The organism is Desulfurivibrio modestus (assembly GCF_044068625.1).
Taxonomy (GTDB): Bacteria; Desulfobacterota; Desulfobulbia; order Desulfobulbales; family Desulfurivibrionaceae; genus Desulfurivibrio.
The window spans coordinates 215,526-240,768 of record NZ_JBIPKH010000001.1 but is presented as its reverse complement, the minus strand read 5'-3'; the positions used below and the strand labels follow the sequence as shown (position 1 = coordinate 240,768).

23 protein-coding genes and 1 tRNA gene are annotated in these 25,243 nt (G+C 62.1%); 15 read left to right on the top strand and 9 right to left on the bottom strand.

Annotated elements, in window-relative coordinates:
- Positions 1–13: 13 nt before the first annotated feature.
- Positions 14–2,023, top strand: a complete 2,010-nt coding sequence (locus ACHHRT_RS01115; RefSeq protein WP_395496821.1) for an ATP-binding protein — start codon at positions 14–16, stop codon at positions 2,021–2,023.
- Positions 2,023–3,084, top strand: coding sequence for a hypothetical protein (locus ACHHRT_RS01110; RefSeq protein ID WP_395496819.1), 1,062 nt, complete (start codon positions 2,023–2,025; stop codon positions 3,082–3,084). Before ACHHRT_RS01115 ends, ACHHRT_RS01110 begins: the two co-directional genes overlap by 1 nt.
- 108 nt (positions 3,085–3,192) lie before the next feature.
- On the opposite strand, the gene ACHHRT_RS01105 is transcribed toward ACHHRT_RS01110, so the two are convergent.
- Positions 3,193–3,675, bottom strand: coding sequence for a DUF2058 domain-containing protein (locus ACHHRT_RS01105; RefSeq protein ID WP_395496818.1), 483 nt, complete (start codon positions 3,673–3,675; stop codon positions 3,193–3,195).
- 167 nt (positions 3,676–3,842) lie between these two features.
- On the opposite strand from ACHHRT_RS01105, the gene ACHHRT_RS01100 reads away from it, so the two are divergent.
- The 6 genes from ACHHRT_RS01100 (at position 3,843) to ACHHRT_RS01075 (ending at position 11,373) form a co-directional block, all read left to right on the top strand.
- Positions 3,843–5,234, top strand: a complete 1,392-nt coding sequence (locus ACHHRT_RS01100) for a sigma-54-dependent transcriptional regulator (protein ID WP_395496817.1) — start codon at positions 3,843–3,845, stop codon at positions 5,232–5,234.
- The gene (locus ACHHRT_RS01095) at positions 5,227–7,002 is read left to right on the top strand and encodes an AAA family ATPase (RefSeq protein WP_395496816.1); all 1,776 of its coding nucleotides are present in this window, start codon (positions 5,227–5,229) and stop codon (positions 7,000–7,002) included. Before ACHHRT_RS01100 ends, ACHHRT_RS01095 begins: the two co-directional genes overlap by 8 nt.
- A gap of 11 nt (positions 7,003–7,013) precedes the next feature.
- Complete coding sequence (gene hemB, locus ACHHRT_RS01090) at positions 7,014–7,982, top strand: porphobilinogen synthase (RefSeq protein WP_395496815.1); 969 nt, start codon at positions 7,014–7,016, stop codon at positions 7,980–7,982.
- Between the two features lie 84 nt (positions 7,983–8,066).
- On the top strand, positions 8,067–8,876 hold the full coding sequence (locus tag ACHHRT_RS01085) for an ATP-dependent zinc protease family protein (RefSeq protein ID WP_395496814.1): 810 nt from the start codon (positions 8,067–8,069) through the stop codon (positions 8,874–8,876).
- Positions 8,873–10,396: an inactive transglutaminase family protein gene (locus ACHHRT_RS01080; protein ID WP_395496813.1), complete on the top strand. Its 1,524-nt coding sequence runs from the start codon at positions 8,873–8,875 to the stop codon at positions 10,394–10,396. Before ACHHRT_RS01085 ends, ACHHRT_RS01080 begins: the two co-directional genes overlap by 4 nt.
- On the top strand, positions 10,393–11,373 hold the full coding sequence (locus ACHHRT_RS01075) for an alpha-L-glutamate ligase-like protein (protein ID WP_395496812.1): 981 nt from the start codon (positions 10,393–10,395) through the stop codon (positions 11,371–11,373). The genes ACHHRT_RS01080 and ACHHRT_RS01075 overlap by 4 nt, the downstream gene beginning before the upstream one ends.
- Here the strand turns inward: ACHHRT_RS01075 and ACHHRT_RS01070 are convergent.
- The 4 genes from ACHHRT_RS01070 to mrcB are packed head-to-tail and all read right to left on the bottom strand — an operon-like array spanning position 11,370 to position 17,344.
- Positions 11,370–13,727: a nitric oxide reductase activation protein NorD gene (locus ACHHRT_RS01070; RefSeq protein WP_395496811.1), complete on the bottom strand. Its 2,358-nt coding sequence runs from the start codon at positions 13,725–13,727 to the stop codon at positions 11,370–11,372. The genes ACHHRT_RS01075 and ACHHRT_RS01070 overlap by 4 nt on opposite strands.
- The gene (locus ACHHRT_RS01065) at positions 13,728–14,540 is read right to left on the bottom strand and encodes a CbbQ/NirQ/NorQ/GpvN family protein (protein ID WP_395496810.1); all 813 of its coding nucleotides are present in this window, start codon (positions 14,538–14,540) and stop codon (positions 13,728–13,730) included.
- Positions 14,541–14,543: 3 nt separating this feature from the next.
- A complete protein-coding gene (locus tag ACHHRT_RS01060) occupies positions 14,544–14,981 on the bottom strand; it encodes a tetratricopeptide repeat protein (RefSeq protein WP_395496809.1) in 438 nt (145 codons plus the stop codon).
- A 2-nt stretch (positions 14,982–14,983) separates the two neighbouring features.
- Positions 14,984–17,344: a penicillin-binding protein 1B gene (gene mrcB, locus ACHHRT_RS01055; protein WP_395496808.1), complete on the bottom strand. Its 2,361-nt coding sequence runs from the start codon at positions 17,342–17,344 to the stop codon at positions 14,984–14,986.
- 181 nt (positions 17,345–17,525) lie between these two features.
- On the opposite strand from mrcB, the gene ACHHRT_RS01050 reads away from it, so the two are divergent.
- Complete coding sequence (locus ACHHRT_RS01050) at positions 17,526–18,461, top strand: PA2778 family cysteine peptidase (RefSeq protein WP_395496807.1); 936 nt, start codon at positions 17,526–17,528, stop codon at positions 18,459–18,461.
- A 39-nt stretch (positions 18,462–18,500) separates the two neighbouring features.
- Here the strand turns inward: ACHHRT_RS01050 and ACHHRT_RS01045 are convergent, their stop codons facing one another.
- Complete coding sequence (locus tag ACHHRT_RS01045; RefSeq protein WP_395496806.1) at positions 18,501–19,280, bottom strand: tRNA lysidine(34) synthetase; 780 nt, start codon at positions 19,278–19,280, stop codon at positions 18,501–18,503.
- Positions 19,281–19,346: 66 nt separating this feature from the next.
- A complete protein-coding gene (gene hisB / locus ACHHRT_RS01040) occupies positions 19,347–19,943 on the bottom strand; it encodes an imidazoleglycerol-phosphate dehydratase HisB (protein ID WP_395496805.1) in 597 nt (198 codons plus the stop codon).
- A gap of 209 nt (positions 19,944–20,152) precedes the next feature.
- On the opposite strand from hisB, the gene ACHHRT_RS01035 reads away from it, so the two are divergent.
- The 6 genes from ACHHRT_RS01035 to ACHHRT_RS01010 all read left to right on the top strand — a co-directional run bounded on the left by ACHHRT_RS01035 (position 20,153) and on the right by ACHHRT_RS01010 (position 24,366).
- A tRNA-Gly gene (locus ACHHRT_RS01035) sits at positions 20,153–20,227 on the top strand.
- Positions 20,228–20,249: 22 nt separating this feature from the next.
- The gene (rplM, locus tag ACHHRT_RS01030) at positions 20,250–20,678 is read left to right on the top strand and encodes a 50S ribosomal protein L13 (RefSeq protein ID WP_395496804.1); all 429 of its coding nucleotides are present in this window, start codon (positions 20,250–20,252) and stop codon (positions 20,676–20,678) included.
- Between the two features lie 29 nt (positions 20,679–20,707).
- Entirely contained in the window at positions 20,708–21,103 is a 396-nt protein-coding gene (gene rpsI / locus ACHHRT_RS01025; RefSeq protein ID WP_395496803.1) for a 30S ribosomal protein S9, read from the top strand.
- A 156-nt stretch (positions 21,104–21,259) separates the two neighbouring features.
- A complete protein-coding gene (argC, locus tag ACHHRT_RS01020; RefSeq protein WP_395496802.1) occupies positions 21,260–22,297 on the top strand; it encodes an N-acetyl-gamma-glutamyl-phosphate reductase in 1,038 nt (345 codons plus the stop codon).
- An 8-nt stretch (positions 22,298–22,305) separates the two neighbouring features.
- Entirely contained in the window at positions 22,306–23,115 is an 810-nt protein-coding gene (gene truA, locus ACHHRT_RS01015; protein ID WP_395496801.1) for a tRNA pseudouridine(38-40) synthase TruA, read from the top strand.
- 42 nt (positions 23,116–23,157) lie between these two features.
- Complete coding sequence (locus ACHHRT_RS01010; RefSeq protein WP_395497029.1) at positions 23,158–24,366, top strand: pyridoxal phosphate-dependent aminotransferase; 1,209 nt, start codon at positions 23,158–23,160, stop codon at positions 24,364–24,366.
- Between the two features lie 54 nt (positions 24,367–24,420).
- On the opposite strand, the gene ACHHRT_RS01005 is transcribed toward ACHHRT_RS01010, so the two are convergent.
- Positions 24,421–24,606: a hypothetical protein gene (locus ACHHRT_RS01005; RefSeq protein ID WP_395496800.1), complete on the bottom strand. Its 186-nt coding sequence runs from the start codon at positions 24,604–24,606 to the stop codon at positions 24,421–24,423.
- 89 nt (positions 24,607–24,695) lie between these two features.
- Entirely contained in the window at positions 24,696–25,190 is a 495-nt protein-coding gene (locus tag ACHHRT_RS01000; RefSeq protein WP_395496799.1) for a metal-dependent transcriptional regulator, read from the bottom strand.
- Positions 25,191–25,243 lie beyond the last annotated feature (53 nt).

Below are 25,243 nucleotides of genomic sequence, written 5' to 3'. Positions count from 1 at the left end.
AAAGGAGTCTTTCATGTTTAATCCGGAGACTTTCAAGGCCCCAGGTCGGCAACGGGGTGAGGTGAGCGGGCCCGGGCCGACCTTGCGGGACCTGGCCCTGGCCTGTGTCGGTGGTTTGCTTTTTGCCGACCCACGGGCGGAACCCGTCGGGGCCGAGCAGGGCTATCTTTATAACCACTATCGGCGGCTGGAGGAGGTGGGGGATCTGCCCGCCGCGCTGGAGCGGGCGCTGATCAGGCCGGCGTCCGGCGAGGAGCCGGTGGTGGAACTGGCCCGGCTGCTCGCCTTGGGCCCTGCGGAAGTGCTCGCCCTGGTTTTGGCTCTGCTGGTGGAAGAGGAACCCATGGTGGGGCGCACCCTGGCCCATCTCCAGGCCCCGGTGGGAGGGGCTCGGCCTTCACTGGGCTTGCTGGAGTTGGCCTTGGCCCCGCTGGCCCCCGGTCCGTCCCGCTGGCTGGTCGGCGATCTGCTGGCCGGGCCGGCGGTGGCTGCGGGAGTGCTGCAGTTGCTCAACGAGCAGGCTCCCCTGCCGGAACAGATGGTCAAGGTGCCCCAAGGGCTGGTTCTGGTGCTGCGGGGCCGACCCCTGGTCTGGCCGGGAACCGAAGCCTGGTCCTCGGCCGTGGAACTGCGCTTGCCCCCCTCGGCCCTGGAGATGGCCCAATGCCAGGCCCGGGCGTTGGGGCGCGGTGATCATTCGGTGCTGGTGATCCGTTCCGCCTCGCGTCGGGAGGCCCGGACCCTGGCCGCCGAGGTGGCGACCAGGTTGGGCCTGACCCCCCTGTTGATCTCGGCCGCCGCTTCCGAGCTTAAGGGGTTGGGGGCGGTGTGCCTGCTTGGCCGCCGCCTGCCGGTTTTTGAATTCGGGGTACAGGTTGGTGAACAGATGGTGGTGCCGGAACTGTTTGCCTATCACGGCCCCCGCCTGGTGCTGGCCGGGCCCGATGGGCAGGTGCGCAGCGAGCGGGGCTCGATCAGCCAGTGGCAGGTTTTGCCCCCCGGCCGGGAAGAGCGGCAACGGTTGTGGAACGATTACCTGGGGCAACCGGAGCTGGCCGAAAGGTTGGCCCGTGAGCATATCCATTCCAGCGGCCGCATTGCCGAACTGGCTCAGCTGGCCGAGCGCGAGGCCGGTTTAATGGGGCGTTCAAGCCCGGAACTGCCCGATCTGCGCCGGGCGGCCTGGGAGGCGGAGGCCGGGTCGCTGGACAGTCTGGCTCAACCCCTGCCCGCCGCCGTGCCCGATGAGGCCCTGGTGCTCTCCCGCTCGGTGGCGCGGGAGATGCAGCAGTTGCTGGCCCGTTGCCGCTGCCGCGAAGACCTGGACCAGTCGCTGGGGGTTACCATCAAGGCTCGCCATCAGCAGGGGGTGCGTTGCCTGTTGGTGGGGCCGTCGGGCACCGGCAAGACCCTGGCCGCCGGCTGGTTGGCCACCCGGCTCGGTTTGCCGCTCTACCGGGTCGATCTGGCCTCGGTGGTCAGCAAATATATCGGTGAAACCGAGAAAAACCTGGCCACTCTGCTGGCCCGGGCCGAACACAGCGAGATCGTACTGCTGTTCGACGAGGCCGATTCCCTGTTCGGCAAACGGACCGATATCAAGGACTCCAACGACCGTTTCGCCAACTCCCAGACCAACTATCTGCTGCAGCGAATCGAGTTTTACCGGGGCATCGTCCTGTTGACCAGCAACAGCCGTGAACGATTCGATACCGCCTTTACCCGGCGGCTGGATAAGATCATCGATTTTCCGCTGCCTTCTCCCCAGGAGCGGCGGCTGCTCTGGCAGAGCCATCTGGGCAGTGGACACCGGCTGACCCCCAGTCAGATCAATCAACTGGCAGTGGGTTGCGACTTGGCCGGTGGTGATATCCGCAACGCGGTACTGAGCGCGGCGGTGACCGCCCGGGAGGCGGACCGGGAGATCACCATGGAGGACGTGGTGGAAGGGCTGCTCAGTGAATACCGCAAGCTGGGCCGCCAGTTCCCGGTCGAGTTACGGGTTGATCAAAGGGGCAGATGATGAAAAATGCTTTTAAAGCAAGGAAAATGGGAAAAACGTCAAGAGGTCACCCTGCTTCAGAGTGGAACCAACAACCTCCGGGGCTGATGAGCGCAGCCCATGGTGTACCACTTTTTCTTGCCGGTATGGCCAGAGGTACTCCCGCCTTCGCTTCGACATGGTCAAATATATTGCAGCGTGCTGAAGAGGAACAAAGAGACCAATTTCAGATGCAAAACCGGTTTGGTCAACCTGTTAGTTTAAAAAAAATGGGAATAACAGCAGGGGGAGAATTAACCAAAGGAGCAAAGCTATTGCGAATTATTGAGTTAACGGCCAGGGAGTTTCCCCTTAGAGTCAGACTGTTTTCTGCTCACAGAGGGAAAAAGGGGGCTCACGGTGAAGGTCTTGCTGTAGATGTTCAAATATTTGATGAAGCAGGAAAACCAATTGCTTCATATCAAACACCACAAACTGCTAATATATATGCCCTTTTTGCTTTGAAAGCTAGGGAAATTCAAAAAAAATATTTTTCCGAATTGAATGATTATTTTGTTTGGGGAGGCGGCTGGAGGGGCATGAAGAAAGGTGGCGGTGGCGGAAGATACGGTGCTGCAGACTGGATGCATTTTGAAGTCAGGTCGCCCCAGCGACTTAGAGTTAAGAAAACAATGAGTGTTTTCTCTTGGAAAGACGGGTGGTTGGAGGGTGCAACGAACTATAGGGAAGGATGCTTTCTGAAGCTGGGAGAACAAGACCAGCCAAATTTAGAAAAACATCTTAAGTTTCTGGAAGGTTTTAGATTAACGGAGAATGACATAAAGGAGCAGGAGAAAATAGCGAAAATGCCCAAAAAGAAAAAAGACTGGTTTGAGAGCGGCTTGTTAGGACATGAAAACATTGGGGAGAGGAAGACTCCTTTACCGGATATCCGCCTTGAATTTGACCCAAGCCCGTATTTCAGGCCTCCTGAACGTTTGCCGAAACGTTTGCCGATCCCTTTCCTTATAATGCTTACAATGCCTCGTTATTTGTGGCAAACTTACCTTGTTTCGGGTGGTCATGATTCTCGCCTGTATTGAGGTTAATGATGAAGCTTCGCAACTCCGCCCTTACCTCAGCCAGGGGAAGCATGACCACCTCTTCTTTTTTTTAAGGCGGACTGTCAGGTGAATACTATCTCAGGACAGTTATGATTCGCCGCCCTTCTTGCGGTGCCAGGCCAGAATCACCTCCGGATCGCGTTGGGCGATCTGGTCGGCCACCCTGGCCGGCACCACCTCGTAGGCATTGCCCAGCTTGACGATGGCCAGTTGGCCCCGGCTGAGCTGTTCGGTCATCTCTTCAGAGACAAAGATCCGCTTGATCCGGTTCTGTTCGGGAAAGTGGTAGGGCTCGCCGCGCTCATCCCGGTCCAGGCGGTTGTTTTCGATCAGTTGTTTGATCTGGGCTTGCCGCTCCCGGAGCCGCTGCTCCTCCGCCCGCTGCCGGTTCAGCTCCCGGTTGCGCTGCTCCTGGGCAGCCCGTTCCGCCTGGACACTGTTGCCGGGCTGAGCCGGGGGGCTCTCCGGCGACTGTTTGCGCCGGAGCCGCTTTTCATGTTCCACCTTTCTGGCCTGTTTCTTGCTCGCCAGCCCGGCCTTGAGCAACTGATCCTTCAACGGGTTTCCCATGCGCTTTTCCTTGCGATGTTATATGGTGCGGCGGTTGTTTTTTGACCATTCTCCAGCAATGAAACATATTAGGCGGCGGAAGCAAAGCAATGATCAACCATAAATTGCCGATGCTGTCCAGTGGTTACGGACTTGACGGCGCTGGCCGGGGATAGTAGGAAGCGGTGATGAAAAAGGAACAGCAACGGATACTGGTGGTGGATGATGAAGCGGGGATCCGCGAGGCCCTGGCCGGGATCCTGGCCGATGAGAATTTTCTCCCCCTGACGGCTGAAGATGGCGAGGCCGGACTACGGTTGCTGGAGGCCGAAGCGGTGGATCTGGTCCTGCTCGACATCTGGATGCCGGGGCCCGACGGGCTGGAGATTCTGGCCCGGATCCGGGAACTTTATCCCCGCCTGCCGGTGATCATGATCTCCGGGCACGGGACCATCGAAACCGCGGTTCAGGCCACCAAGCTGGGCGCCTACGATTTCATCGAAAAACCGCTCTCCTACGACAAGGTTATCCTGGCGATCAACAACACCCTGCGCCTTTCCCGGCTGGAGGAGGAGAATATAATTCTGCGGGAGCAGGCCAAACGGCACGTGCTGACTGGAGAATCCGCCCTCATCCGCAACCTGCGCCGCCAACTGGAACTGGTGGCCCCCACCAACGCCTGGGTGCTGATCCGTGGGGAGCACGGCACCGGCAAAGAGCTGGTGGCCCAGACCATCCACCGCCTTTCGCCGGTGGCCAATAAGCCGATGGTCGAACTCAACTGTGCCGCCATCCCCGAGGAGCTGATCGAATCGGAGCTGTTCGGCCATGAAAAGGGTTCCTTCACCGGGGCGGCCTCTGCCAAGCGGGGTAAATTCGACCTGGCCGACGGCGGCCTGCTCTTTCTCGACGAGATCGGTGATATGAGCCTGAAGACCCAGGCCAAAATCCTGCGTATCCTCCAGGAGCAGAAGTTCGAGCGGGTGGGCGGGAGCAAGACCATCCGGGTCAATGTCCGGGTGCTGGCGGCCACCAACAAGAATCTGGAGGAGGAGATCGAGCGGGGCAACTTCCGGGCCGATCTCTTTTACCGGCTCAATGTGGTACCGGTTTTCGTGCCCCCACTCCGGGAGCGGCGGGAGGATATTCCGGCCTTGGTGGCCGATTTCCTCCAGGAGTTCGCCCGCAAGGGTTTGGGCGGCAAAAAGATCGAGCCGGAGGCCTTGGCGGTGATGATGGAGTACCGGTGGCCGGGGAATATCCGTGAGTTGCGCAATTTTATCGAACGGGCCCTGATCATGGGGCCCGAGGGACGGATTGAGGCGGGTTTTGTCCGCCAGTTGCTGGGGGCGGCAACGGCGGGTGAGGTTGCCGGCCGGGGCGGCCTGGGTGAATTTCGGGGACTCAGCTACAAAGATGCCAAGCAGATGTTTGAACGGGAGTATCTGCGGATGTGCCTGGATGATAATAGTGGTAATATTTCCCGGACCGCGGAACAGATTGGCCTGGAAAGGAGTCATCTCCACAAGAAACTGAAGTCGCTGGAGTCGGAAGAAATGAAAGGAATCGGTGATGAGTGACAAGGAAAAGGGCGCGTTTCCCAGTCAGAAAGAGCTGGAACGGGAGATCAGTGAATATTTGAGCAACAAGTATGGTCGCAAAGTCCGGATTGTTTCCGCCGGCCATTTTCCCGTGGTCGATCCCGAAGAGGGGGAGGAGGCGGGGGCGGCAACGGCGGAGCGGGAGCGGTTTCGTTTCGATCTGACCCCCGAGGAGTTGATCGCCTACCTCGATCAGTACGTGGTGGGCCAGTCGGAGGCCAAGGCGGTTCTGGCCACCAAGATCTGCACCCACTTCAACCGGATCAGCCGCAGTCTCAATCGGCCGGGAGCGGCCCGCGACGATGGCCGCAATGTCGGTCGCATCAAGAATAACGTGTTGCTGATCGGTCCCACCGGGGTGGGCAAGACCTTTCTGATCAAGCTGATCGCCCGTCATATCGGGGTGCCCTTTGTGAAGGGGGATGCCACCAAGTTCAGTGAAACCGGTTATGTAGGCGGCGATGTCGAGGATCTGATCCGTGACCTGGTCCGGGAGGCCGACAACGATCTGGAACGGGCCCGCTTCGGGATCGTTTATCTTGATGAGGTGGATAAGATCGCCGGCGGCGAGCTGCGCCGGGGTCTGGATGTCTCCCGCAGCGGGGTGCAGCGGGCCCTGCTCAAGCCCATGGAGGAGACCGAGGTGGAGATGAAGGTGCCCCACGATCCGGTCTCGATGATTGAGGCGGTGGAGCATTACCGGCTCACCGGCAAGCGCCGCCGCCAGACCGTCAATACCCGCCACATTCTCTTTATCATGAGCGGAGCCTTCAACGGCTTGGAGGAGATCATTCGCCGTCGCCTGCAGCAACGCTCCATCGGCTTTGAAAGCACGGTGGCCGCCGCCGACGGCGGCAAGTCCGGCCTTTTCCTCAAGAAGGTCAAGGCCGAGGATCTGGTGGATTACGGTTTTGAGAGCGAGTTTATCGGTCGTTTGCCGGTGCTGGCGGTGCTGGATGAATTGAGCGAGGATGATCTCTACCAGATTCTCAGCAACCCCAACAGTTCGGTGGTGGTCAGCAAAAAACAGGATTTCCGGGCCTACGGCATCGAGTTGCGGTTTGAAGAGGAGGCCCTGCGCCGGTTGGCCCGGTTGGCCGCCCGGGAGCGCACCGGGGCCCGGGCCCTGGTCAGTGTGGTAGAGCGGGTCCTGCTCCATTTTGAGCGGAAACTGCCCTCCACCGATATCCGTCATCTGGTGGTGGATGGCGGACTGGTGGCTGATCCGGCTGGAACCCTGGTCAAGCTGCTTAAGGACAGTCGCCACCGCCAGCGCCAGGTCAAACGTTGCGCCGACCTGGCCGCTAAGGAGCTGCAAAGTCTGAGCGCCTTTATCGCGAGCCGGTTGGGTGAGTATCTGGAGAGCCACGATGTCTTGCCCACCCCCGCCCGCCTGGAGATGATGGCCCGGGAGGCCCAGGATGACGATCTGGACCCGGCCGAGGTTTGTGAGCGTTTTGTCGAGCTGGTGGGGTTGATCAACCAGCGGGCCGATCGCATCGCCCATAATTTTGGGGTGGATTTAAGTTTCAGCGATGAAGCGGTGGATCGCATTCTGGCCCGCCAGCCCCGGGATCAGGCCACGGTGGGCGAGGTTTGCGATCAGATCCTGGGGGCCATGGAATATGGCCTGCGCCTGCTGGGCCAGCGCCAGGATGCCCCCCAACTGGTGGTTACCGCCGCCGGTATCGATGCCCCCGACCAGTTTATCAATCGGGTGGTCAGCCAAACTTTCAAACTGGATTAGGAGAACCCGCCATGATGCATCCCGAATATCGCCCCCGTCGCCTGCGCCGTAATGAAAACCTGCGCGCCCTGGTACGGGAAACCACCCTCTCCGCCTCATCGCTGGTCTATCCCCTCTTTGTGATGCCCGGCAAGAAGAAGCGGGAGGAGATCTCCTCCATGCCCGGGGTGTTCCGCCTTTCGGTGGATCAGTTGGCGGCCGAGGCCAAGGAGTGCCGCCAGTTGGGGGTCAACAGCCTGATTCTCTTCGGCTTGCCGGAGAAGAAGGATCGGGTGGGCTCCGGCGCCCATGCTCCCGACGGTATCATCCAACGGGCGATCAAGGAGATCAAGAACAAGGTTCCCGAGGTTACGGTGATCACCGATGTCTGTCTCTGTGAATACACCAGCCACGGCCATTGCGGGATTATTCACCAGCAAGAGGTGGACAACGACGCCACTCTAGAGGTGCTGGCCCGCACCGCCCTCTCCCACGCCCAGGCCGGGGCCGACATGGTGGCCCCTTCCGACATGATGGATGGCCGGGTGGGGGAGATTCGGGCCACCCTGGATGAAAATAATTTTGATCAGGTGGCGATCATGTCCTACGCGGTCAAGTACGCCTCCGCCTTTTACGGTCCCTTCCGTGACGCCGCCGACTGCGCGCCCCAGGAGGGTGACCGCCGGGGCTACCAGATGGATCCGGCCAACGCCCGTGAGGCCCTGCGCGAAGCCACCCTGGATGTGGAAGAGGGGGCCGATATCCTGATGGTTAAACCGGCCATGGCCTATCTCGATATTATCCGGATGCTGCGGGACGAGTTTGATCATCCCATCGCCGCCTATCAGGTCAGCGGCGAATACGCCATGTTCAAGGCCGCCGCCGCCCAGGGCTGGCTCGACGAAGAGCGGGTGATGGCCGAAAGTCTGCTCTCCATCCGCCGGGCCGGGGCCGATATCATTCTGACCTATTTTGCCAAACAGATGGCCAAACTGCTGTGAAGCCCCGCCGGGGCCAAGATGTTCAACCAAGCCGCTTGCGGCTGTTTTAATAGGGAGTTGGTGGTGTTGAAGGAGGTATTTGCCATGCTTACGGCCGGTAGCTTGCTGCTGGCCGGCTGTGGTGCTTTGCTGGTCGAAAAGGAAAGTCTTGAGCGGCTTGATCGGTTGACGACGGCTCAAGAGCAGCGCCTGGAGTCGCTGGGTTCCACCCAGGATGAGATCCTGGGTGCCTTGCTGAATTCCCATCATGAAGTTGCGGAAAAACTCGACGAAGTGACGGTACAACTTGCCGGGGTTGCCGGGCAGCAGGCTGAAATGCTGGAGCGACAGCGGGAATGGCAAGAGTTCATCCGCAACACCCGGGGCCAGGAACGGGCCGACCGGGAGGATCTGGCGATCATGTTGCCGCCCTCGCTCCAGACGCCCGGGGGTAAGCAGTTGGTCGGGGCGGTGGAGAAGGTCTTTCTCTCCCCGCCGGGGGTCCTTTTTTCCGCCCGGATCGATACCGGAGCCACCACCTCCTCCCTGGATGTCCACGAGGTTGAACGTTTTGAACGGGACGGCGAGGGCTGGGTTCGGTTCACTCTGAGCAACCCCGAGGATGAGAGCCGGGTCACGCTGGAGCGCAAGGTTGTGCGTAATGCCCGCATTATCCAGGCGGTGACGGAAGAGGCCGAGCGGCGCCCGGTGGTGGAGTTGGGGGTGACCCTGGGAGAAAACACCCAGACCGCCGAATTCACCCTTTCCGATCGCCGCCACCTGGAACATCCGGTACTGATCGGCCGCAACATTCTGCTGGATATCATGGTGGTTGACGTGGGTCGGACCAATATCGCCCCGCCCCGGTTGCCGACCGGCTTTCCCGATCCAGCGGATGTAGAGGCAACTCCTTGAGGTCGCGTCTCTTTTTTTATCTTATCGTCCTGGCTTTGGTTGTGGCCGGTTGTGCCATCGCCTGGCAGCGCCACCTGCAGACCCAGTTGCCCCTGTTGCCGGGAGTCCAGGCCCCGGTCTGGCTGGTGGAGGTTCGGGTGGACTTCACGGCCCGGGGGGAACCGGTGACCGTAAATCTGGATATCCCCGACGATCCCCCCGGTTTTTATCTCCTGGGCGAACAGACGGCCTCCCCGGGCTATGGTTTTTTCATTCTGACAGAGAATGGGAACCGGCGGGGTGAGTGGTCGATTCGTCAGGCAGAAGGCCCCCAGACTCTCTACTACAAGATCCAGCTGGTTCCCGTACCCCTGACCGCCACCAGCCGGGGTGGGCAGGTGGTCGCCCCGGCAGCCACCACTGTCCACTGGGAGGAAGCGGAGATCGTGGCGGCCCGGCAACTGCTGGCCATCGCCCGAGAACGTTCCAGCAATCCCGCGAGCATGACCCGCGAGCTGATCAAGCTGTTGGCCGCCTCCGAGCCGGAGCAGAACGCCGCCCTGTTGCTCTCCGCCACCCCCCTGGTGCCGTTGCTGGAAAAACTGCTCAACTACAGCCAGTTGCCCACCAGGATCGTCAATGGCCTTTATCTGGAGGATGGGCGGCGTAACCAGCAGTTGACCCCGAAACTGGAGGTCTTTGTGGGTGATCGTTGGCTGCTCTTTGATCCCCGCACAGCCCACCAGGGGGTGCCGGAAAATTTTCTGCTCTGGAACCAGGATCGGCGATCCTTGTTGGATCTCAGCGGTGGCCACAACTCCCACGTTCGTTTCGCCATGCTCAGCCAGAATCTGCCGGCGGCGCAACTGGCCGGCATCACCGCCGCCGATTCGCCCTTTGCCCTGTTTGGGGTCCACAGCCTGCCGGTGGAGGAGCAGGCCATGCTCAAGATGCTTCTGCTGTTGCCGGCCGGCGCCCTGGTCCTGGTTTTCATGCGGATCATGGTTGGGGTGCAGACCTCGGGCACCTTTATGCCGATTCTCATCGCCCTGGCCTTTCTGCAGACCACTCTGCTGCCCGGCCTGATCAGTTTTGTCTCCATCGTGGCTTTCGGTTTGCTGCTGCGGGGCTATCTTTCGGGCTTGAACCTGTTGCTGGTGGCCCGGATTGCCACCATCGTCATCATTGTCATTTTTATCATCGTCTTTTCCAGCCTTTTTGGCTATCGGCTGGGATTCAACACCGGGATGACCGTCAACTTTTTCCCCATCATCATCATTGCCTGGACCATCGAGCGGATGTCGATCCTCTGGGAGGATGAGGGGCCCTGGGAGGTTTTTGTCCAGGGCGGCGGCAGTCTGCTGGTGGCGGTCCTGGCCTATCTCCTGATGCGGTGGCCGGTGATGGCCCACTTAAGCTTTTACTTTCCCGAGATCAATCTGATCATCGTGGCCCTGATTATGCTGATGGGCAACTACACCGGCTATAAACTCCTGGAGCTGCACAGGTTCAGGGTCCTGGCTCGGCGGGATGCGCCATGAGGTGGTGGGTCGGGCCAGCTCGCTTGCGAAGTTTGGGCATTCTGGGGATGAACTGTCGCAACCTGGATTTCATTGGTCGCTACAATCCGCGTCGGCTTTACCCCCTGGTGGATGACAAGCTCAAGACCAAGGTCCTGGCTGAAAGGGAAGGGATTCCGGTTCCCAAGCTCCATTTTGCCCTGCGGGAGCAGTTTCGGGTCAAAAGGATCGGGGAGATGTTGCGCCCCTTAACCGGGTTTGCCGTTAAGCCGGCCAAGGGTTCCGGCGGCCGGGGGATTCTGGTGATCCAGGGGCAGGAAAACGGCGTTTATGTCAAAACTTCGGGGCGCCGTCTGGACCTGGAGGATATCAAACGCCATATCTCCAATATCCTGGCCGGGCTCTATTCCCTGGCCGGGACCCCCGATGTGGCCATTGTCGAAGAGCTGATCGAACTGGATCAGAGGTTCGCCGGTTTTTCCCATGAAGGGATTCCCGATATTAGGGTCATTGTCTTCCGGGGGTATCCGGTTATGGCCATGCTGCGTCTGGCCACCCATGAGTCCGATGGCAAGGCCAATCTCCACCAGGGGGCGGTGGGGGTGGGGCTGGATATCGCCACCGGACGCTGTCTGCTGGCGGTCCAGCACTCATTGCCCCTCAAGGTGCATCCCGATACCGGTGCCGACTTCTCCAGGCTTAAGATTCCCGATTGGCCCGAGATCCTGACCCTGGCCGCCCGCTGTCATGCGATGACCAACCTGGGCTATCTTGGCGCGGATATCGTGCTGGATCGGCGGCGGGGACCGCTGGTCCTGGAACTTAACGCTCGTCCCGGTCTTGCCATTCAGATGGCCAGCGACCATGGTTTGTTGTCGCGCTTGCGGCAATTGGAGAATTTAAGGAGTAGGCATGCCACCGTGGCTCAGCGGGTGGAGTTCGCCATGGCATCATTCGGCCAGGGTCGCGGCGGCCGGGCAAGATCTTCGGAGGATTAAGTGGTCAGGGATCGGTAGATCTCCGGCATCCGCAGCGGCAGCCGTTTGACGTCGTTGATGAAGATGTAGTTCACCGCCCCGTACATGTGGGGGATATACTCCTGGGCTTCCCGGTCGATGGTGATGCAGAAGGGGTGGATGCCGGCGGCCTTGGCCTCGATCAGGGCGTGACGGGTGTCCTCGATGGCGTACTCCCCTTTGTAGTCGTCGTAATCCTCCGGCTTGCCGTCGGAAAGGGTGATCAACAGCCGGATTTTGGCCTCGCTGGCCGCCAGAATCCGGCTGACATGCCGGATCGGCGGGCCCATCCGGGTGTAATCCTTGGGGATGATGGCGCTGATCCGGCCCTTGACCTCCCGGTCGTAGCGCTCCTCCAGGTGCTTGATCTGGTACAGTTCGGCCCGGGTGCGCCGCATTCCGGAAAAGCCGTAGATGGCATAGCGATCCCCCAGCACCTGCAGGGATTCACACATCAGCACCAGGGCCTCTTTCAGGGCGGTGCCGACCCAGCCCTCGGTGGAGTAGGACATGTCCACCAGGAAGATGGCGGCGATGTTGCGCTCATCCCGGTTCAGGCGGACAAACAGGTTTTCCGAAGCCGGGTAACCGGCCCGGATATCGAGCAGGGCCTCGGTGGCCGCGTCGAGATCGATCTCATCCCCCTCCTTTTGCCGACGGACAAATCGCTGTTGCAACCGCATCATTTCGAACTGCCGTTTGAGCAGCCGCAGTTGGCCCTGGTATTTCTCCAGGGTATTCTCCACAAAGGGCGAGCTTACCGGCAGCAACTGCTTTTCCAGCAGGGTACACCAGTTTTTGCGGAAACCTCCCCGGCGGTAGTCCCACTCGTCGTAGAGCAGTGGCCCCGTGGCCTCGGGACCCTCCTCGGGGTCCGGGCCGGGGCCACCCACCGCGTTCCGGCCGGCTTGATCCAGGGCGGCGCTGATGTAGCGGTTGGGAAGCCGGCCCAGATCCTGTCGGATCTCGCTGGCCAGCTCCCGCAGCGATTCGGGGATTTTGATTTCCCGGCCCCCGATGGTGATATATTCGGGCTCTTCGGCTTGGGGTGGGCTCAGGGGCTGTTCTCCCTCGTCCCCTTTGGCGGAGAGCGGCAGCAGGGCCGCGGCGGCGTCGTCGGGCAAGGCGGTGGGTTTTTGCCGCCGGGCGGCGTGTTGCTCCGGGGGGGGATGTTCCCCGGTTTCCAAGGCCAGCATGGCCCCCAGGGCCTTGATAAACTGCTGCCGGCTCTCTTCCCGGCGATGCAGGCGGACGGCCGCCACCGCCCACGGCTGCAGGCGGCCACCGAGGAGGGGAGGGTGTTCCGGGCGGTACTCGCCGGGCAATTGCTCAAACAACCGGTAGAGCTGGGCGGTGAGCCCCAGTGACTCAGCCACCGTTTTGCCGGCATCGGCCAGCGGGAGCAGCAGTTCCACGGCTTGGGTGTAGAACTTGGCGGAGGTCTCCGCTTCACTTTCGGGAAGGGCGGCGGTCAGGACCCAGTGGTTGAGGGCCTCCAGCAGCCGGGCTTTGCCCTCTAAACCGCTCAAGGTCGGCCTTTGTCGCCGGAGCTCGGCCAAAACCGGGGCGCTGTCACGCATCAGGCCGGGCAACTCGCGGCGCAGCAGGCTGGTGATCCGCACGGTTTCCACCAGCAGAAAAAGATCGCCGGCCAGTTCCGGGTCGGGGAACAGGTGGTAGAAATTGGCGGGGAAGGGCTGCTCGCTGGAGAACCGGCGGCCATGGCGGGCCATAAGTTCCTGGATTAAAGTCTGTTCGGGGCTAAGGTGGGCGCTGAAGGTGCCGGCGGCCAGCAGGCCCCACTGCCAGGAGGCCAGCAGCTTGTAGGTCAGGAAGTTCTCCCGCTGCTCTTTGAACAGGGTGATCTCCGGAGGCAGGAAGATGGTTTGGGAGTCGGTGTAGGTGATGGGCGCGGTGGCCAGATCCAAGGCCCGGCCGGCCAAGCCGCGCAGATAGGGGAGCAGGCGTCCCCCGGCCTGGGCCAGACTGACGCCGTTCTCCCCGCGGATCTGGCAGAGGAAGTTGCTCTCCACCTCGGCCAGAAACCGTTGGGCCTGCTTGAGGCCATCCTTTTCGTACACGTCCAGGGTGGCGTTGACCCACTCTCCCAGCCGGGAATGGGGCAGGCAGCTCAAGCCCCGTTGGACCTGATCGAGAAAATCGAGACAGAGGGCCTGGCTGACCGGCCAGATCACCCCCACCTGGCGCAGCACCTCCTCCTGCACTTCGGGGGGCTGGGTGGCCAACTGCTCGACGTAATCCTCAATCTCCCAGTAGTTGAGGGCGTCCACCTCGATCAGGGCGGCCAGCCGGGCGGTCAATTCCGAGGGGCCCATCTAAAAGACGGAGCTGACGATTTCGTCGAGGGCCGCCAGCAGCTCCGGTTCATCGCTGAGGGGGCCGGTGATCGCCACCCGGCAGGCGGTGCGGATGGCAATGCCGCTGCGGGTCAGCTTGCCGGCATGGATCAGCAGCCGGGTGCTGGCCCCCTCGGGCAGGCCCGAGTCCTTGAGGGCGCGGGTCATGGCGGCCACCCTGACCAGGGCCCGGGCGGTGGCCTGGTCAACCCCCGACTCCCGGCCGACGATCTCGGCCTCCAGTTCGGCTTGGGGATAATCAAACTCCAGGGCGACAAAACGCTGGCGGGTGGATTGCTTGAGATCCTTGAGTACGCTCTGGTAGCCGGGATTGTAGGAGATGGCCAGCATGAAATCGGGTGGGGCGGTCAGCAGTTCCCCCTTTTTCTCGATGGGCAGGTCCCGGCGATCATCGGCCAGCGGGTGGATCACCACGGTGGTGTCCTTGCGGGCCTCGACAATCTCATCCAGATAGCAGATCGCCCCGGCCCTTACCGCCAGAGTCAGGGGGCCGTCAACCCAGACCGCCTCTCCCCCCTTGATCAGATAGCGGCCCACCAGGTCGCTGGTGGAGAGATCGTCGTGGCAGGAGACGGTGACCAGGGGGAGGTTAAGCTCCCAGGCCAGAAACTCCATGAAGCGGGTCTTGCCGCAGCCGGTGGGACCCTTGAGCAACAGGGGCAGCTGGTTGGCATGGGCGGTTTTGGCGATCTCCACCTCATCTCCCTGGGGGAGATAGAACGGTTTGGCGGCAATCCGGTGTTCGGCGATCTTCTCTTCATGGGCGGGCATGGTTCACCTCAGTTGCTCATCCAGTTGGCGGGCCTTATCCTCCTGGCCCAGCCTGCGATGGGCCGCGGCCATCAGCCGCAGATTTTCCCGGGCCAGGGGGGCGGATTGGGGCAGCAGGGCATTGGAGCGCAACCCCAGTTGAATCGTCTGGGCGTAGTCACCCTGCTGGTATTTGGTTTGGGCCAGGGTGTGCCACAGCAGGGGGTTACGGGGTTCCAGGCGGATGGCCCGCTCCAGGTAACCCTCGGCCGCCGCCGGCTCCTGGCGGTCCAGGGCCTGGCGGGCGCTGGCCAACAGGGGGGCGGCCTGGGGGGAGATCGGTATCGCTTCCGGTTCCGGTGGCCTGGTCGGTTTCAGTTCCAGCAGGGCGCAGCCAGGCAAAAGCAAAATCAGCAGCAGGCAGCTCCAGAGGAGGCGGCGGCCGGCAAAGAAGTTGGGCATTTTTATCTCTCCCCCTCTTTATCCCTTTGGAAAACCCGATCAACAATTCGTCCCAGCCAGCTGCCGCCCTCGCGCTCTTCCCGGACCAGGGGCGTCTCTTCCGGGGGGGCCGGAATGGTGCCGCTGAGAAAGGGCAGCTGAACCGCTCCGGGAGTTCGGGCCCGCGCCCGGCCCTGGCGCTGGGGGTTGAACCAGGCCCATTCGACGGCGGCCGGCTTGGTCAGCACCAGGGGGTTGCTCTCCAGGGCCCGCATCAGCTCTCCCCAGACCGGCAGGGCGCCGGTGGAACCGGTCAGGCCCAGGGGTTGGTTGTCGTCCAGGCCAAGCCAGACCACCACCAGCCGGTCGCCGGTAAATCCGGCGAACCAGCTGTCGCGCAGGCCGTCGGAAGTGCCGGTCTTGCCGGCCACCGCCAGGGAGCCGGGCAGATAGCGGGAGAGCGGCCGGCCGGTCCCGTCACTGACCACTTTCTGTAAGGCGGTGTTGAGCAGAAAGGCGTGCTCGGGCGCCAGTCGCTGTTCAACGGTGATGGGGAAACGTTCCAGGGGTTGGTTGTCGGCCGCGATTACCCGCTGAATCACCCGCTGGGGGCTGTAAAAACCACCGGCCGCCAGGGTTTGGTAGAGTTGGCTCACCTCCAGGGGCGAGATGGAGAGAGCTCCCAGCAGCAAGGAGGGGTAGGGTTGGGGCTCCTGTTGCAGGCCCAGCCGGGTAAGGGTGTTGATCACCCGATCCAGGCCCACATCCATGCCGAGACGGACGGTGGCCAGGTTGTAGCTGTTGGCCAGGGCTTCATAGAGAGGGACCGGGCCGTGTTCCCGTTGATCGAAGTTGCGGGGCTGCCACTGTTTGCCGCCGCCGCTGTCCACGGTGATTTTAACATCCTCCAGGAGGGTGGCCAGGGTATAGCCCTGCTCCAGGGCGCTCAGATAGACGGCGGGTTTGATCAGGGAACCGATGGGGCGGCGGGCGTCCACCGCCCGGTTAAACCCGGCCTCTCCGGCGATTCGGCTGCCGGCCAGGGCTTCGATCTCCCCCGAATCGTAACGGCTGACCACCACCGCCGCCTGGATTCGCTGCTGGCCGGTCTGCCGCTCCAGCCTGGCAACGGCGGTGTTGATGGTTTCCTCAACCTGCCACTGAACCTGGGGGTCAAGGGTGGTGAAGATTTTCAGGCCCTGGCCGGTGAGATCCTGTTCCCGGTAGCTCTCCCGCAGCTGGCGGCGGACCAGCCCGACAAAGGCGGGGAAGGGGGTGTCGCCGCCGGTGGCGTGCAGATCCTGCTCCAGCGGCGTGGCTTGGGCGCTTGCCGTCTCAGCCGGAGAGAGGAAACCGGCGGTCGCCATGGCTTGCAGGACCTGGTCACGCCGTTGCACGCTGCGTTGGGGAAAACGCCGGGGATCGTAGTAGCTGGGCCCCCGCACCAGTCCCACCAGCAGGGCCAGTTGCGGCAGGTCAAGTTCATTGAGCTGGCGGCGAAAATAGAACTGGCTGGCCAGGCCGAAGCCATGGATAGCCCGCTGGCCGTCCTGGCCGAGGAAAACCTCGTTGACATAGGCGGTGAGGATCTCCTCCTTGTTGTAGTGGTATTCCAGGAGCAGGGCCATGATCGCTTCGTTGACCTTGCGCCCCAGGGTGCGCTCGTGGGTCAGGTACATGTTTTTGATCAACTGCTGGGTGAGGGTGCTGCCGCCCTGGACCGTGGAGCCGGCCCGGATATTGGCGGCCAGGGCGCGGATAATCCCCCGGGGGTCGATGCCGTAGTGGCGGTGAAATCTGCGGTCCTCGATGGCCAGCAGGGCATGGACCAGGGCCTGGGGGATCTCCTGGCGACCGACCAGGACCCGGTCTTCATGGTGCAGGGGGTGGAAGCTGCCGATCTGGGCGGGATCCAGACGGAGCAGACTCAGGGGGGTGCCGTCGCCGGCCTCCATGGCCGCCACCCGCTGGTTGGCGAAACGGATGGTCAATCGATGACTGGGCTCCCGGCTGTCCCCGAAATCAAAGGCCCGGGTCACCAGGTGCAGGGTGCCGTCGTCGGCCTGATGGTAGTAGCTGCCGGCGGAGGATAGCTGCCGGTCCAGGCGGTAGCCGGCCAGATCAAGTTCTCTGGTCAGACTGGTGGCGGTTAACGGCAGACCGGTGTACAGTTCCAGGGGCCGGGCGTAAACCCGGGCGGGAATCTCCCAGCGCTTGCCCTCGAAGAGGGCGCGCACCTGGCGGTCCAGGTGCTGGGTGTAAAGGGCGGCGAGCAGGAAGGTTGCCAGGGCGGTGGCGGCCAGCAGTTTTTGCCAGGTAATAACTCTTGATGATCTGCGGGGCCGCCGCGACTTCTTGAATAAGGTTCTTTTTCTTGGTGCCATGCCGATCTGTTGCGGGTTGCCGATGGATACAGGTTTCTATGGACACACCATCCAAGGTTGGACAGTAAGGATATTAGCCTAGTCTGCGGCAGGACACTCGGGAAATTTCCCTGATCTCCCGGTTTTTTTGGAACTGGAGGCTGAAAATGGTTTATTGTCAGTTTTTATTGCGGGGAATTCCATGGGCCAGCTGAGCCGACCGATCCCCTTGCTGCTGCTGTTTGGGGTCCTGGTCCTTGCTGGATGTGGCGCTTTGGGGCCCGGGTTTTTCGCTGATCGGAGCCCACGGGAGCGGGTGCTGCTCCTCGACACCCCCTTTTATGCCCAGGAAGATTATCAGTGTGGCCCGGCGGCCCTGGCCATGCTGTTGGCCTGGAACGACGAGGCTCTCTCCCTGCCGGCCCTGAGCGACCAGGTTTATTCCCCTTCCCTGGAGGGGAGTCTGCAGCCGGCCATGGTGGCGGCGGCTCGCCGGCACGGTTATCTGGTCTACCCCCTGGACCAGCCGGCAGCTCTGTTCGCCGAACTGGCCGCCGGCCATCCCGTGCTGGTTTTGCAGAATCTGGGGTTCTCCCGGCTGCCCCGCTGGCACTACGCGGTGGTTATCGGACATGATTTGGCGCGGAACCGGATTTTTCTCCACTCTGGCCGGCAGCAAGCCATGGAGATCTCGGCCCGGCTTTTTGAGCGGACCTGGGCTCGCGGCGGCCATTGGGGAGTGGTGGTGCTGCCGCCGGACCGCTTGCCGGCCACGGCCGGGGAAACCCCCTTTTTGGCGGCGGCGGCGGGTCTGGAGCAGGCCGGGCAATGGTCGGCCGCGCTTTTAGCCTACCAGGCGGCCCTGGAGCGCTGGCCCGGCAGTTTTGGCGCCCGGGTCGGATTGGGCAATGCCCGGTACGCGCTGGCGGACTACGAGCTAGCGCAAAGGGCTTTCCGCCAGGCGCTCCTGCTTCAGCCCGCCAACGGAGCGGTGTTGAACAACCTGGCTCTGGCCCTGGCCGCGGCCGGGCAAAGGCAGGAGGCCCTGGTGGTGATCCGGCAGGCCCTGGAATTGGACGGAATCTGGCGGCAGGAGTTACTCCGGACCCGGCAAAAAATTATCGCTGACCAACCATGAGGAGGAGCTCCTTTCTGCCCCGGGCCAAGGAATGAGGAGCTAGAGCAGGTAGTCGGTCCGGACGTTGCCCAGGGCCGCGAAGATGCTGGCCCGGCGGCGGGGGTCGTTGCCGGTGATGGTGGCCAGCAGGTCGCGCATTTCGTGGCGTTTGGAGTTGTCGGTGAGCGGGCAGGGGTTGGCCACCGGCTCCACGGCAAACAGTTGCCCAAGTCGCCGGACCATCGCTTTGTCCAGCAGGGCCAGGGGGCGGATCATTCGCAGGCGGCCGGCAAAGAGGCGCTGGTGGGGGACCATGGTGCTGAGGTTGCCGCCGTAGAGCAGGTTGAGGAGAAAGGTTTCGATGATATCTTCCTGGTGGTGACCCAAAGCCAGCTTGTTGCACCCTTGCTCCCGGGCCAGTTCAAAAAGGCGGCTGCGGCGGCGGGCGGAGCAGTGGTAGCAGCCGTTTTTTCCCGCCTCGGCTTCCATGGCCTCGGGGCCGAAGGGGGTTTCTTCAATATAGTAAGGCAGGCCCAGTTTTTCGAGTTGAACCCGCACCGCGGTAGAGGTGCCGGGCAGGGGCTCGGCGGGGGGAAGGCCCGGGCCCTGCTTGCCGTACAGCTCAGCCCGGGGGCGGTAGCCGGCAAACCCCATGTCCAGATGGACTGCCAGCAGCTCGTAGTGGATCGGGGCCTTGCGCCGCCAGAGATCCAGCAGGCGGCAGAGCACCAGGCTGTCAATGCCGCCGGAAACGGCGATCATCACCTGGTCGCCGTCGGCCAGCATCCGGTACTTGTGCATGGCCCGGCCGATCAGGCGGTTGATCTCCGGGGGGATCACGCCAGGGTCGTTTGCCGGCGTCGAGTTAACGGCAGGTTCGCTGGGAACGCCCATTGTAATTGATGGTTAGAGGCTGCCCTTGGAGGAGAGCGCTCCCCGCAAGCGCTGCTCGGGGCGGGTGGCCTGGTCCAGGGCCCGGCCCAAGGCTTTGAAGGCCGCCTCCAGGATATGGTGACTGTTCTCGCCGTGGGCCATCTCCAGATGCAGGGTGAGGCCGCCATGGAGGGAAAAGGCGCGCAGGAACTCCTTGGCCAGGGCGGTGTCGAAGCTGCCCACCTTGGCGTCGGGCACCGTGATTCCGTAATGGAGAAAGGGGCGGTTGGAGCAGTCCAGGGTGACCCGGACCAGGGCTTCATCCATGGGGACCGCCGCCGCGCCGTAGCGGGCGATCCCGGCCAGGTCGCCCAGGGATTGGCTCAAGGCCTGGCCCAAAGCGATCCCCAGATCTTCGACGGTGTGATGGTCGTCAACTTCAGTATCGCCGCTGGCGGAGATCTCCAGGTCAAAAAAGCCGTGTACCGCCAGCAGGGTCAGCATGTGATCCATGAAGCCGACCCCGGTGTTGATGGAGGTTTTTCCCTGCCCGTCCAGGGACAGGGCAAGTTTGATATCGGTTTCTTTGGTGCGGCGCTGGATTTCGCCGCGACGGGTTTTGGGGCTCATGTTCGCAGTTTTCCTCCCGGTTGAGCTGATCGGTTGTGGAGCCGGTGGGCAGTTTAACCGTGACCCGGCCGTAAAGGCAAGAGCTTAAGCTGGCCCCCGGGCTTTGGGTGGTGAAAAAATGGTGGGGGAGAGGTAAGTTTTAGCCGGTTTTTATGTTGACAAGGGGCCGCCCCACTGGTATATAGTCGCCCTTTAAACGCAGCCGTTGAGCGGGAATAACTCAGTGGTAGAGTGCAACCTTGCCAAGGTTGAAGTCGCGAGTTCGAATCTCGTTTCCCGCTCCAATATTTTTTTTAGGGGAAGCACATGAAAACCCATCTGGTGCCGGTCAATGACATTGATCGCAAGTGGTACGTGGTTGATGCCGAGGAGCTGATCCTGGGTCGTCTGGCCTCGGAGATTGCCACCCGCTTGCGCGGCAAGCACAAGCCCATCTACAGTACCTTCATGGACACCGGCGACTTTGTCGTCGTGCTCAATGCCGGCAAGGTGAAGCTCACCGGCAACAAGTGGGACGACAAGGTTTACTATCGTCACACCGGCCACATGGGCGGACTGAAGCAGGAAACCGCTTCCGAGTTGCGGGAGAGCAAGCCGGAGGAGCTCATCATCCGGGCGGTGAAGGGGATGCTGCCGAAGAATTCCCTGGGCCGCAAACAGTTGAAAAAACTCAAGGTATACTCCGGTTCCGAACATCCCCACGCGGCCCAGCAACCGGAAGCCCTCAAGTTGTAGTCCAACCCCATTCAGGAGTTTGAGAGATCATGGCAGATAACAGCATTTACGCCACCGGCAAGCGCAAGACGGCAATCGCGCGGGTCTGGTTGAAGCCGGGCAGCGGCCAGATTCTGGTCAACAAGCGGGCGTTGGAAGATTATTTCGATGGCGGCGAATATTCGCGGGCGGTGGTGGAAAAACCGCTGGTGATCACCGAGACCAAGGTTAAGTTCGATGTCATGGCCACCCTGCGCGGCGGCGGCAAGAACGCTCAGGCCGAGGCCCTGCGCCATGGGATCTCCCGGGCCCTGACCGAGGCTGATCCCGAGTTGCGCACCACCCTGAAGCGGGCCGGCCTGCTGACCCGTGATCCCCGGAGCAAGGAGCGGAAAAAGTATGGCCAGCGCGGGGCGCGGGCCAGATTCCAGTTCTCCAAGCGTTAAAAGGGAGGCGGGGCCGCCTTTTCGGCCTCGGAATCGTCAGCCTATGCACGACGGCAAAAGGGAAGGCGCTCGCCAAGAGCTCCTTCCCTTTTTTGCGTTGTACCTCCCGGGCGGGTCGTCCCCGGGCTATTTTGAGAAGAGAAGGGGGAATTGTTAATGATAAGGGTTGGAATTATCGGGGCTTCCGGCTATACCGGGGCCGAATTGGTGCGCCTGCTGGTCAACCATCCCCAGGTTGAACTCACTCTGGCCACCTCCCGCCAGTACGCCGGCAAGGCCCTGGCCCAGGTTTTTCCCCATCTGGCGGGGAAAACCGATCTGGTCTGCGAGGACCCAACCGGTCTTGATCCCGCCGGCCGGGCCGATCTTTTTTTCACCGCCGTACCCCATCAGACCGCCATGGCGGTGGTCCCGGGCCTGCTGGCCACCGGGGCCAAGGTGATCGATCTTTCGGCCGATTTTCGTCTTCACCAGCAGCAGGTTTACGAACAGTGGTACCAGGCCCATTCGGCCCCGGAGTTGCTGGCCGAAGCGGTCTACGGCTTGCCGGAGTTGCATCGGGAGGCCATTGCCAAGACCCGGCTGGTTGCCAATCCCGGCTGCTATCCCACCAGTGTTCTGCTGGCGTTGGCCCCCCTGCTCAAGGCGGGATGCATCGATCCCGATACCCTGGTTATCGACGCCAAAAGCGGTACTTCCGGGGCGGGGCGAGCCGCCGCGGTGGGTACCCTCTACTGCGAGGTGACCGACGGTTTTCGGGCCTACAAGGTGGCCGAGCATCGCCATACCCCCGAAATCGAACAGGAGCTGGGCCAGCTCTGTGGCCGCTCTTTGGCGGTCAGTTTTACCCCCCATCTGGTGCCGATGTCCCGGGGAATGCTCAGCACCATCTACGCCCAGCTGACCGCTGAAATCGACCAGGCCGGTCTTACCAGGCTGCTGACCGATTTTTATGCCGGGGAACCGTTTGTGCGGGTGTTGCCCGACGGGCAGTTGCCGGCCACCCAGTATGTACGGGGCAGCAACTTCTGTGATCTGGCCCTGCGGCTGGACAGCCGGACCGGCCGGGTGATCCTGCTCTCGGCCATCGATAATCTGGTCAAGGGCGCGGCCGGCCAGGCGGTTCAGAATCTCAACCTGCTTTGCGGTTTCCCCGAAGAGCAGGGTTTGCATCTGGTGCCGCTGTTTCCTTAAGGGCTTCCATGGCCGCCAACGTCAAGCTGACCATCGCCTACGACGGCACCGCCTATGACGGCTGGCAGCGTCAGCGCCATCGTCCCACCATCCAGGAGTCGCTGGAGGCGGCCCTGGGGCGGATGCTGGGGCAGCGGGTGGTGGTCCATGGGGCCGGCCGGACCGACGCCGGGGTCCATGCCCTGGGGATGGTGGCCAATTTTCAGCCCCAACGGAGCTTACCCTTGGACGCCTACCGGCGGGGCCTGAACAGTATGTTGCCCCCCGATATTCGCATCCTGGCGGCCGAGGAGGTCGAGAGCGGTTTTCACGCCCGGTTCAGCGCCCGGGGCAAGGCCTATCTCTATTTTTTTACCACCGCCGTGGTCATGCCCCCCAGTCGGCGCCTCTATTGCGCCCATTTCCCCGGCGCCTTTGATCTGGAGGCGGCGCGGAAGGCCCTGCCCCTACTTATCGGGGAACATGATTTTTCCGCCTTCGAGGCCACCGGTTCTCGCACCTTGGCTGGCCCTGGGGAGGCCGAGCGGGGGCGGGGCGCGGTGCGTTGCTTGAGCCGTTTGACTCTGGAGCGGGATGAAAGGGGATGGGGCCCCATGGTTGAGCAGCGTCGGGCGGGAGGGGAGAGCTATCGCCTGCTGGTGGCCGGTGACGGATTTTTGCGCCATATGGTGCGCAACATTGCCGGAACCCTGATTGAGGTGGGCCGGGGCCGACGGCGCCCGGAATCCCTCGGCGAACTGCTGGCCGGTGGTGATCGCGCCCTGGCCGGCCCCACTGCCCCGGCCTGCGGTTTGACCCTGTGGCAGGTTTACTACTGAATTTTAACTATATCAGCTAACCCACTGGAGGTAATGACGATTATGGATGCTCCCGTTGAACTGGCGGCCCGGGTGAAAGAGATCAAGGCTTCGCCCACCCTGGCGGTGGATGCCAAGGCCAAGGCGTTGAAAGCCGAGGGCGCCGATGTGTTGAACTTCAGCGTCGGAGAGCCGGATTTCGACACTCCGGCCCATGTGCGGGAGGCTGGCAAGGAGGCCATTGATCAGGGCTTCACCCGTTACACCCCGGTTCCCGGCATTCTACCCCTGCGCCAAGCGGTTTGCGATCGGATGGTCGCCGATCATGGCTGGCACTATCAACCCGACCAGATCCAGGTCAGCTGCGGCGGCAAGCATGGGCTCTACAACATGGCCCAGGCCCTGTTCGGCCCCGGCGACGAAGTGCTGGTGCCGGCCCCCTACTGGGTCAGTTATCCGCCGATTATTCAGCTGGCCGGCGCCACCCCGGTGATCGTGCCCCTGGATGAAAAGAGCGATTTCGACCTGGACCCGGCGGTGCTGGCCCGCTACGCCACCGCCAAGACCCGGGGCATTATTCTCAACAGCCCCTCCAACCCCACCGGCTCGGTGCTTTCCGCCAGGGCCCTGGCGGCCATCGGAGAGCTGGCCCTGGAGCGGGGCTGGGTGGTGATCTCCGATGATATCTACGACACCATCGTTTATGGGGGAGGGAAGTTGCCCCACATCCTGGATGTGGACCCCCGACTGGCCCAGCGGACCCTGATCCTCAACGGGGTCTCCAAGTCGTTTGCCATGACCGGCTGGCGGATCGGCTACACCGCCGGCCCCAAGCATATCATCGCGGCGATGAACAAGATTCAGAGTCAGGCCACCTCCAACCCCTCCTCGGTGGCCCAGAAGGCGGCCCTGGCGGCCCTCACCGGCCCCCAGGATTTTCCCCGGGCGATGCGCGATGCCTTTTTGCCCCGGCTGGATTTCATCATCGGCGCCTTGACCGCCATCCCGGGGGTGAGCTGCGTGCGTCCCCGGGGAGCCTTCTACGTCTTTCCCAACGTTTCGGCCTATTTCGGCAAAAAGAGCAGCAGCGGCAAGGTGATCAATGATTCGGTGAGCCTGGCCGATTATCTGCTGGAGGAGGCCCTGCTGGCCACGGTGCCGGGGGCGGCCTTTGGGGCCGACCAGTTTATCCGTTTCTCTTTTGCCACTTCGATGGAGATCCTGGAGGCGGGGATGCAAAGACTGGCCAAAGCCTTGGCGGGGTTGAGCTAAAAAAAAGCCGGGGGATGGGGTGTCCATCCCCCGTTGGGCGGTGGTGGGGTCAGTTCAGTGGGTGGCGCCGCTGGGTTCGCTTAAAGCCCAGGTCCAGCTGTCCAGCGGCCTTTCCTTGGAAAGGGCCTTCTCGCCATTACTGGTGTAGCAGACGTAGACCCAGTCCGGGCCCTTGATGAAAATGCGAATCAAGCCCAGAGTGGGGTGCTTGAACCAGCCCTCGCGAAAAGATCCTTCCATTTTTTACCCTCTTCTTTCCCTTTCGGTTGTTACTTGCGGATTGCGGCGCTCAACGGTCGGCCCCATGGGGTGACCGCCCGGGCTTGTCATTATTTGTCCAGGCAAAGAGTGATACATTCCTGGCATTTTTCCGGGGTTTTGCCCCCCCGGCAGTAACGGCTGAAGCTTTTGATCCAGTCGGCCCCACCCCGGGGGCACTCATCGACAAAATTCATCAGCAGGCTCAGGCGATCAATGATCTCCCGGGGGGCGGTATGCTCGATCTGGCAGGCCCCCTCTTCCGCCAGCTCCTCATCCACCGCCAGGACCCGCAGGAAGAAGTCCTTCAACGCCTGGTGGCGTTGAATAACATCCCGGGCGGCCTTCTCCCCGGCGGGGGTCAGGGTGATCACCTCGTAGGGGGCGTAGTTGATCAACCCTTTCTGGGAGAGGGAGCGAAAGGCCTCGGTCACCGACGAACGGCTCACCTTGAGCCGGGTGGCGATCTCCTTGGCCCGCGCCACCTGCTTCTCGGCCACGATATGGTGGATGGTCTCCAGGTAATCTTCCAGGCTGGCACTGAGACGTTTTCCGCTTTTGGGCATGATTGTAGTTCCTCGATGAACTGTTTTCGGAACCACTAAAATAATTTAGGCAG

Coding starts and splice junctions, on each gene's coding strand:
- ACHHRT_RS01115 (WP_395496821.1), top strand. CDS start 14: ATGTTTAATCCGGAGACTTTCAAGGCCCCAGGTCGGCAACGGGGTGAG.
- ACHHRT_RS01110 (WP_395496819.1), top strand. CDS start 2,023: ATGAAAAATGCTTTTAAAGCAAGGAAAATGGGAAAAACGTCAAGAGGT.
- ACHHRT_RS01105 (WP_395496818.1), bottom strand. CDS start 3,675: ATGGGAAACCCGTTGAAGGATCAGTTGCTCAAGGCCGGGCTGGCGAGC.
- ACHHRT_RS01100 (WP_395496817.1), top strand. CDS start 3,843: ATGAAAAAGGAACAGCAACGGATACTGGTGGTGGATGATGAAGCGGGG.
- ACHHRT_RS01095 (WP_395496816.1), top strand. CDS start 5,227: ATGAGTGACAAGGAAAAGGGCGCGTTTCCCAGTCAGAAAGAGCTGGAA.
- hemB (WP_395496815.1), top strand. CDS start 7,014: ATGATGCATCCCGAATATCGCCCCCGTCGCCTGCGCCGTAATGAAAAC.
- ACHHRT_RS01085 (WP_395496814.1), top strand. CDS start 8,067: ATGCTTACGGCCGGTAGCTTGCTGCTGGCCGGCTGTGGTGCTTTGCTG.
- ACHHRT_RS01075 (WP_395496812.1), top strand. CDS start 10,393: ATGAGGTGGTGGGTCGGGCCAGCTCGCTTGCGAAGTTTGGGCATTCTG.
- ACHHRT_RS01070 (WP_395496811.1), bottom strand. CDS start 13,727: ATGGGCCCCTCGGAATTGACCGCCCGGCTGGCCGCCCTGATCGAGGTG.
- ACHHRT_RS01065 (WP_395496810.1), bottom strand. CDS start 14,540: ATGCCCGCCCATGAAGAGAAGATCGCCGAACACCGGATTGCCGCCAAA.
- ACHHRT_RS01060 (WP_395496809.1), bottom strand. CDS start 14,981: ATGCCCAACTTCTTTGCCGGCCGCCGCCTCCTCTGGAGCTGCCTGCTG.
- mrcB (WP_395496808.1), bottom strand. CDS start 17,344: ATGGCACCAAGAAAAAGAACCTTATTCAAGAAGTCGCGGCGGCCCCGC.
- ACHHRT_RS01050 (WP_395496807.1), top strand. CDS start 17,526: ATGGGCCAGCTGAGCCGACCGATCCCCTTGCTGCTGCTGTTTGGGGTC.
- hisB (WP_395496805.1), bottom strand. CDS start 19,943: ATGAGCCCCAAAACCCGTCGCGGCGAAATCCAGCGCCGCACCAAAGAA.
- rplM (WP_395496804.1), top strand. CDS start 20,250: ATGAAAACCCATCTGGTGCCGGTCAATGACATTGATCGCAAGTGGTAC.
- rpsI (WP_395496803.1), top strand. CDS start 20,708: ATGGCAGATAACAGCATTTACGCCACCGGCAAGCGCAAGACGGCAATC.
- argC (WP_395496802.1), top strand. CDS start 21,260: ATGATAAGGGTTGGAATTATCGGGGCTTCCGGCTATACCGGGGCCGAA.
- truA (WP_395496801.1), top strand. CDS start 22,306: ATGGCCGCCAACGTCAAGCTGACCATCGCCTACGACGGCACCGCCTAT.
- ACHHRT_RS01010 (WP_395497029.1), top strand. CDS start 23,158: ATGGATGCTCCCGTTGAACTGGCGGCCCGGGTGAAAGAGATCAAGGCT.
- ACHHRT_RS01005 (WP_395496800.1), bottom strand. CDS start 24,606: ATGGAAGGATCTTTTCGCGAGGGCTGGTTCAAGCACCCCACTCTGGGC.
- ACHHRT_RS01000 (WP_395496799.1), bottom strand. CDS start 25,190: ATGCCCAAAAGCGGAAAACGTCTCAGTGCCAGCCTGGAAGATTACCTG.